This is a genomic window from Myxococcus sp. AM010 (assembly GCF_013372585.1).
In the GTDB taxonomy this organism is placed as follows: Bacteria; Myxococcota; Myxococcia; order Myxococcales; family Myxococcaceae; genus Myxococcus; species Myxococcus vastator.
The window spans coordinates 1-8996 of sequence record NZ_JABXEO010000150.1; the positions used below are offsets into that span (position 1 = coordinate 1).

Sequence of the window (8996 nt, forward strand, 5' to 3'; positions counted from 1 at the left end):
AGGGCACCAGGAGCCGGCGTACCTGGTGAAGCTGATGAAGGCGGAGGGCGTGACGACGGTGCACTTCGTGCCGTCAATGCTGCGCGCCTTCGTGGAGGAGCCAGGGCTGGAGGGGTTGGGAAGCCTGAGGCGGGTGGTGTGCAGCGGCGAGGCGCTGAGCGCGGAGCTGGTGAAGAAGGCGTATGCGCGGCTGCCCGCACCAGTGCGGGTACACAACCTCTACGGGCCGACGGAAGCGGCGGTGGACGTCACGTACTGGCCCTGCCCGCGCGGCGAGGACTTCCACCGGGTGCCGATTGGCCGGCCCGTCGCCAACACGGTGTTGTACGTGCTGGACACGCACGGGCAGCCGACGCCGGTGGGCATTCCGGGCGAGCTGCACATTGGGGGCGTGCAGGTGGGGCGCGGCTACTGGCAGCGGCCTCAACTGACGGCGGAGCGCTTCATCCCGGATGCCTTCAGCGGCATTCCAGGTGCGCGCCTGTACCGCACCGGAGACGTGGCGCGGTGGCTGCCGGACGGCACGCTGGAGTACCTGGGCCGGGCGGACTTCCAGGTGAAGCTGCGTGGCTTCCGCATCGAGCTGGGTGAAGTCGAGGCCGCGCTGCGCACGCATCCCGGCGTGCGCGACGCCGTCGCCATGGTGCGCGAGGAGACGCAAGGGGATGCACGCCTCGTGGCGTACGTCACGGGTGACTCGGCGCCGCTGGAGGCCGAGATACTGCGGGCGCACCTGCTGAAGCAGCTCCCCCAGCACATGGTGCCTACGACCTTCGTTCACCTGGGCGTCCTGCCGCTGACGCCCAGCGGAAAGGTGGACCGCAAGGCCCTCCCCGCCCCCGAGGCGCCCACGGTCCAGCGAGGCCTCTACGTGGCGCCGCGCACGCCGACGGAGGATGCCCTGGCCGAGCTCTTCGCCCAGGTGCTCAGCGTCAGCCGGGTCGGCATCCACGATGGGTTCTTCGAGCTGGGAGGCCACTCCCTGCTGGCCACCCAGGTCGTGGTGCGTGTGCGAACGCGCTTCGGCATCGAGCTCCCGCTGCGCGCCTTCTTCGAGTCCCCCACGGTCGCAGGACTCGCGGCGTACCTGGACGGCCAGAAGAACGCGCCCACGCAGCCCACCGCCGCGGTGCCGGCCCTGACCCACGCGGACCGGCGCGCACCGCTGCCCTTGTCCTTCTCCCAGCAGCGGCTGTGGGTCATCAGTCAGTTGAGCGAATCCGACAGCAGTGCCTACAACCACCCGCTGGCGCTCCAGCTCACGGGTGTGCTGAACCTGCCCTCGCTTCAGCAGAGCTTCGACACGCTGGTCGCGCGCCACGAAGTGCTGCGGACGACGTTCCGCATGGAAGGCGACTCACCCGTCCAGGTCATCCACCCGCCTGCCCAGGTCCCCCTCCAGGTCCTGGACTTGTCGGGTGCGGCCAGCGCCCACCTTCGTGAAGCGGAGACCCTGCGCCGCGTCCAGGAAGAGGTCCAGCGCCCCTTCGACCTGGCGAAGGGCCCGGTGGTCCGCGGCATCCTGATGAAGCAGTCGGCGACGGAGCACGTGCTGGTGGTCAACATGCACCACATCGTCACCGACGGCTGGTCCAACGGAGTGATGGTCCGGGAGATGGCGGCGCTCTACGCCGCCTTCAGGCAGGGACAGCCGTCTCCCCTGCCCGCGCTCCCATTCCAGTACGCGGACTTCGCGGCGTGGCAGCGGAGTTGGCTCCAGGGCCGGGTCCTGGAAGCGCAGCTCGACTACTGGCGCGGGATGCTCGCGGACGCGCCGCCGTACCTGGAGCTCCCCACCGACAAGCCGCGGCCGGAGCAGCCGTCCCTCCAGGGCGCCAACACGCCCATCCAACTGCCGGCGGCCCTGAGCGACGCCGTGGACGCGCTCGCGCTCAAGGAGCGGGCGACGCCCTTCATGGTGTTGCTCTCTGCCTTCCAGGTGTTGCTGAACCGGTACTCCGGACAGGAGGACGTGCTGGTGGGCTCGCCCATCGCCGGCCGTCGTCACGCGCAGACGGAGGGGCTCATCGGCTTCTTCGTCAACACGCTGGTGCTGCGCGCGCGCATCGGTGAGGAGACGACCTTCCGGGAGTTGCTGGCCCAGGTCCGTGACACCACGTTGGGCGCCTACGAGCACCAGGACCTCCCCGTCGAGCGGCTGGTGGAGGCGCTCCGGCCCGCTCGCGAGGAGGGCCGCACGCCGCTGTTCCAGGTGATGTTCGCCCTGCAGAACACGCCGGTCCCCGAGCTGACGCTCCCGGAGCTGTCCCTCCGGGGCTTCGAGTCGAAGCACACCGTCAGCCGCTTCGAGCTGGAGCTGGTCCTGTCCCGCGCGGCCGAGGGCTACCTGGGCGGGCTCGTCTACAGCACCGACCTGTTCGAAGCCGCCACGGCGGAGCGGCTGGTTACGCACCTCCAGGTCCTGCTGGAGGAGGCCGTGACGTCGCCGGACACCCCCGTCTCCGCGCTGCCGCTCGAAAAGGAGGAGGCGTCGCAGCCGTTGGAGGTGCTGGACGGTCCACGCGAGGCGACCTTCCACGCCCGCGTCGAGGAACAGGCCGCTCGGACGCCCGAGGCTCCCGCCGTGACGCTGGAGGACCAGGTCCTGACGTATGCCCAGCTCAACGCGAGGGCCAATCAGCTCGCCGCGCACCTGCGCACGCTGGGCGTGGGCCCCGAGGTCCGCGTGGGCCTGTGCCTGGAGCGCACGCCGGAGGCCATCGTCGCGGTGCTGGCGGTGCTCAAGGCCGGCGGTGCCTTCGTCCCCATCGACCCGGCGTCCCCGGCGCAGCGCAAGTCCTTCGTCCTGAAGGACAGTGACGCGTCCGTCCTGCTCACGCTCCGGCACCTGGCCGAGGCCTGGAAGCCACAGGTCCGGCATCTGGTGTGCCTGGACACCGAGTCCTCGACGCTGGCGTCACTGCCCACGCGGAACGTCGTGGTGAACGTGCGCGAAGAGCACCTCGCGTACGTCATCTACACGTCTGGCTCCACGGGCACGCCCAAGGGCGTCATGGTGCAGCACCGCTCGTTGCTCGCCATGCACGACGGAACGGCGCAGGCGTTCCAGGCGGTGGGCGCCCCACGGCAGCGGGTCAGCCTCAACGCCCCGCTCCACTTCGACGGCGCGCTCGAACCGCTCGCCCATCTGGCGGACGGACACTGCCTGTGCCTGGTGCCGGAGGAGACGCGGAAGGACCCGGAGGCCATGCTGGCGTGGCTGGGGCAGCAGCGCGTGGACGTGCTGGACTGCACGCCCGCGCAGCTGACGCTCCTGCTCCAGGCGGGGCTGCTGGCGCAGGCCCAGGTGCCCTCGCGCATCGTGTGCGCGGGCGAGGCCATGGCGCCCTCACTCTGGAAGCAGTTGGCGAGCACGGACCGCACGACGGCCTTCAATGCCTATGGCCCCACGGAGAGCACGGTCTGCGCCACCACGGCGTCGGTCCGCAACAGCTCCGCGCCCGTGCCTGTCATCGGGCGGCCCATCCAGGGCACGCGTGCGTACGTGCTGGATGCGCGGCTGCGGGTGGCTCCGGCGGGCATCGCGGGCGAGCTCTACCTGTCGGGAGACGGTCTGGCCCGCGGGTACCTGGGACAGCCGCGACTGACGGCGGAGCGCTTCATCCCGGATGCCTTCAGTGGAACGCCGGGTGCCCGCCTCTACCGCACGGGAGACAAGGCGCGGTGGCGGCCTGACGGCACGCTGGAGTACCTGGGCCGGCTCGACTTCCAGGTGAAGCTGCGCGGCTTCCGCATCGAGTTGGGCGAAATCGAAGCCGTGCTGCGGACCCACGACAAGGTCCAGGACGCCGTGGTGCTGGCGCGCGAGGACGTGCCCGGTGACAAGCGGCTCGTGGCCTACGTGGTCGTCGTCGTCGACCCCGAAGCCCCCGTGAGCGCGGAGCAGTTGCGTCAGCACGCCCAGGAGCGGCTGCCGGAGTACATGGTGCCGTCCGCCTTCGTGCTGATGGGCACCTTGCCCCTGACCGCCACCGGCAAGGTGGACCGCAAGGCCCTGCCCGTCCCGGACGTCTCGAACATGGCCGTCAAACGCGAGGTCGAGCCACCCGCGACGCCCCTGGAGGCCCGGCTGGCGGAGCTCTGGAAGGAGGTGCTGCGCGTCCCCGCGGTGGGCCGCCGCGACAACTTCTTCGAGCTGGGCGGCCACTCCCTGCTGGCCACCCAGGTCGTGGCCCGCCTCCGCGCCGACTTCGACGTGGACCTCAACCTGCGCGCGTTCTTCGCGGCGCCCACCGTGGCCGCGCTCGCGGAGCGGCTGTCGTCCGCCTCATCCGGTCCCCAGCTCCCAGCCCTGACGCAGGCTCGCGGGGACGGGCCGGTGCCGCTCTCCTTCGCGCAGCAGCGGCTGTGGTTCCTGGAGCAACTCCAGCCGGGCAACGCGTCCTACAACATGCCGACGGCGCTGCGTCTGTCGGGGACCTTGGACGCGACCGCCTTGCAGCGGGCCGTGGACGAAATGGTCCGCCGGCATGAGTCGCTCCGCACCACCTTCCAGACCGAGGAGGGCGCACCCCGCCAGGTCATCCACCCGCCGCACGCCGTGGCGGTGGACGCGGTGGACCTCTCCGGCATCCAGGACCGGGCGCAGCGGGAGGCCGAGGCGATGAAGCGCGTCACCGCCGATGCCCGCCGTCCGTTCAACCTGACCGCGGGCCCGCTGCTGCGCGTCACGCTGCTGAAGCTGGCGCCGGCCGAGCACGTGCTGCTGCTGTGCATGCACCACATCATCTCGGATGGTTGGTCCATGGGCGTGCTGGTCCGCGAGGTGACGTCGCTCTACGGCGCCTTCCATGCCGGCCAGCCCGTCACGCTGCCCGAGCTTCCCGTGCAGTACGCCGACTACGCGGTGTGGCAGCGCGGCTGGCTCCAGGGTGACGCGCTGAAGCAGCAGGTCGGCTTCTGGAGAGCGCAGCTCGCCGGTGCGCCGCATGCGCTGGAGCTGCCCACCGACAAGCCGCGCCCGGCGTTCCTCGGCAACCGGGGTGCGTCCGTGCCGGTGCGGCTGTCCCTGGCGCTCAGCCAGGCCGTGGAGGCGCTGGCCCAGCGTGAAGGTGTCACCCCATTCATGGTGCTGCTGGCGGCGTACCAGGTGCTGTTGAACCGGTACTCGGCACAGGACGACGTGCTGGTGGGCTCGCCCATCGCAGGACGGCACCACGCGCAGACGGAGGGGCTCATCGGCTTCTTCGTGAACACGCTGGTGCTGCGCGCGCGCTTCAGCCGGGAGCTGACCTTCCGCCAGTTGCTGGCGCAAGTGCGCGACACCACCCTGGGCGCCTACGAGCACCAGGACCTCCCCGTCGAGCGGTTGGTGGAGGAGCTCCAGGTCGAGCGCGATACGAGCCGCACCCCGCTCTTCCAGACGCTGTTCACCTTGCAGAACGCGCCCGTCCCCGAGCTCGTGTTGCCCGGCCTGACGGTGAGGCCGGCCGAGGGCGAGGACACGGGCGTGGCCCTGTTCGAGCTGAGCCTGGACCTGCTCCGCGGCGCGGACGGCTTCAGCGGGGCGCTCAACTACAGCACCGACCTGTATGAAGCCGGCACGGCCCGGCGGCTGGCGTCGCACTACCCGCGGCTCCTGGAGGGCATCCTGGCCCGGCCGGATGAGCGCGTGGCCGCGCTGCCGTTGATGGTCCCGGAGGAGCGCCGGGCCCTGCTCGAAGCGTCAAACGGCGCTCGGGAGGTGCTGCCCGAGAACGCGCGCGTCCACGCGCTCTTCGAGGCACAGGTGGCGCGCACGCCCGACGCGCTGGCCGTGGTGGCGGGCGCCGAGTCGGTGACGTACCGGGAGCTGGATGCGCGGGCGAATGCGCTGGCCCTCCGCCTACGCGCGGCGGGCGTGGGGCTGGAGCACCGCGTCGCCGTGTGCGTGGAGCGCTCGGTGGAGCTGCTGGTCGCGCTGCTGGGGGTGCTCAAGGCCGGCGGGGCGTACGTGCCGCTAGACGCGGAGTACCCGGCGGAGCGCCTGCGCTTCATGCTGGAGGACAGCGGCGCCCAGGTCATCGTGGCCCGCGCGGCGTTCCGAGCGCGCCTGGGAGAAGCGGAGGGCCGCGTCTGGTTGGACGCGGAGGTGCAGCCTTCTACCGGTGTGATTCAAGCGCCTTTGGTCCCGGTGCCCCCCGAGGCCTCGGCGTACGTGCTCTACACGTCCGGCTCCACCGGTCGTCCCAAGGGCGTGGTCGTCCAGCACCAGTCACTGGTGAACTTCACCCGCGCGGCGTGGACGGCCTTCCCGGTGGCGCCGGGAGACCGGGTGCTCCAGTTCGCCTCCATCAGTTGGGACACGAGCGCGGAGGAAATCTACCCGTGCCTGACGCGCGGCGGGACGCTGGTGCTCCGGACGCCGGACATGCTCGACGAGCCCGGCGCGTTCCTGGCGAAGTGCGAAGCGGCGGGTGTGACGCAGCTCAACCTGCCCACGGCGTTCTGGCACGACGTGACGGCGAGCCTCGATGCCGGCACCGCCCGCCTACCCCAGGGACTGAAGTGGGTGGTGACTGGCGGCGAGCGCGTGGCCCCGGAGCGGGTCGCCCAGTGGCGACGGAGCGTCGGCGCCGAGGTGCCGCTGCTGAACACGTACGGACTCACCGAAGTGACGGCGGTGGCCACGTCCGTGGACCTGTCGTCCACCGGCGCCCGGCAGGCCGAGGGAGCCGAGCGCGAGGTCCCCATTGGCCGGGCCCTGACGAACGTGCGGCTGTACGTGCTGGATCGCGAGCTGGAGCCCGTCCCCCCGGGCGTGCCCGGCGAGCTGTTCATCGGCGGCGGCGGCGTGGCCCGCGGCTACCTGGGGCGGCCGGACCTGACGGCGGAGCGCTTCGTGCCTTCGCCCTTCGTGGAAGGCGAGCGCCTGTACCGGACCGGCGACCTGGCCCGGTGGCGCCGGGACGGGAACCTGGAGTACCTGGGCCGCGGCGACACGCAGGTGAAGGTCCGCGGCGTCCGCATCGAGCCCGGAGAGGTTGAAGCCGCCCTCCGCGCGCACCCGGCGGTCCACGACGCCGTGGTCCAGGTCCGTGAAGACGCCGCTGGCGACAAGCGACTGGTGGCCTACGTCGTACCGTCGTCCGAACCGGAAGCGGCCTCGGTGGAGGCGTCCGCCCTCCGAGAGCACCTGCGCCGGGGCCTCCCGGAGTCCATGGTGCCAGCGGCCTTCGTGTCGCTGAGCGCCCTGCCCCTGACGCCTGGTGGCAAGGTGGACCGGAGGGCCCTCCCGGCGCCGGAGGGCTCGCAGTTGGCGCTCTCTCGTGGCACCGAGCCGCCCGCGACGCCCACGGAGGCCCGGCTGGCGGAGCTCTGGCGGGAGCTGCTGCGAATCCCCACCGTGGGACGGCGCGACAACTTCTTCGAGCTGGGGGGCCACTCCCTGCTGGCCACGCGCGTGGTGGCCCGTATCCGCGCCGACTTCGACGTGGAGTTGAGCCTGCGCGCCTTCTTCGAGGCGCCCACCGTGGCGGGACTCGCGGCGCGTCTGTCCTCCGCCGCCTCCGCCACGCGCCTGCCACCACTCACGCGCGCGCAGGGTGACGGTCCGGCGCCGCTGTCCTTCGCGCAGCAACGCCTGTGGTTCCTGGACCAGCTCCAACCGGGAGACGTGTCCTACAACATGCCGTCCGCGCTCCAGTTGTCCGGCGCCCTGGACGTCGAGGCCCTGCGGCGTGCCGTGAATGCCCTGGTGGAGCGGCACGAAGCGCTCCGCACCACGTTCCAGGCCGAGGCGGGCGAGCCCCGTCAAGTCGTCCAGCCACCGCGCGCGCTGCCGTTGACCACGGTGGACCTCTCGGCGCTCCACGGACGGGCGAACCGGGAGGCGGAGGCGCTGAAGCACGCCACGCATGACGCACAACGGCCCTTCGACTTGTCCACGGGGCCGCTGCTCCGCGTCACCTTGCTGAAGCTCGCTCCCACCGAGCATGTGCTGCTGCTCTGCATGCACCACATCATCTCGGACGGCTGGTCCATGGGCGTGCTCATCCGCGAAGTGGCCGCGTTCTACGAGGCCTTCCGGCGCGGCCAGCGCGTCACCCTGTCCGAGCTTCCCGTGCAGTACGCCGACTACGCCGTCTGGCAGCGCGGGTGGATGCAGGGCGAGACGCTGACGCACCACCTGGACTGGTGGAAGGAGCTGCTGGCCGGTGCGCCGCACGCGCTGGAGTTGCCCACCGACAAGCCCCGGCCCGCGGTGCTGAATCACCACGGCGCCGGAGTGCCGGTGCAGCTCCCGCTCGCGCTCAGTCAGTCGCTGGAGGCCCTGGCCCAGCAGGAAGGCGTCACGCCGTTCATGCTGCTGCTCGCGGCCTTCCAGGCGCTCCTGGCCCGTCACTCCGGGCAGGACGACGTGCTGGTGGGCTCGCCCATCGCCGGACGCCGTCAGACGCAGACCGAACCCCTCATCGGCTTCTTCGTGAACACGCTGGTGCTGCGCGCTCGCATCTCCCCGAAGACGACGTTCCGCCAGTTGCTAGCGGAAGTGCGCGACACCACGCTGGGGGCCTACGAGCACCAGGAGGTGCCCTTCGAGCGGTTGGTGGAGGAGCTCCAGCCGTCGCGAGACTTGAGCCGCACGCCGCTGTTCCAGGCCCTCTTCGCCCTGCAGAACGCACCGGCCGGCGAGTTCTCCCTCCCAGAGCTCACCCTGCGAGAGCTGGAGCCGGCCCATGGCATGAGCCGGTTCGAGCTGGAGCTGGCGGTGTCCCGTCTCCCAGAGGGCTACCAGGGCGCGCTCATCTACAGCACGGAGCTGTTCGAGCCCGCCACGGCGGAGCAGTTGGTGGCGCACTTCGAAATGGTGCTCGAAGGCGCCGTGGCCGCGCCGGACGTCCCGGTCTCCACCCTGCCCCTCCACACGGAGGTGGAGCAGCAGCAGTTGCTGGTGGACTGGAACAGCACCGCGTCCGATGTCCCGCGTGGAGGATTCTTCCACACGCGCTTCGAGCAGCAGGTGGCTCGCACGCCCGATGCCCCCGCCGTGGCGC

At 71.3% G+C, this 8996-nt stretch carries 1 protein-coding gene; it reads left to right on the forward strand.

Features of this window, described 5'->3' with window-relative positions; genetic code table 11:
• Positions 1 to 8996, forward strand: an 8996-nt coding sequence (locus HV826_RS35195) for a non-ribosomal peptide synthetase (RefSeq protein WP_176421399.1), incomplete at both ends; no start/stop codon positions are given.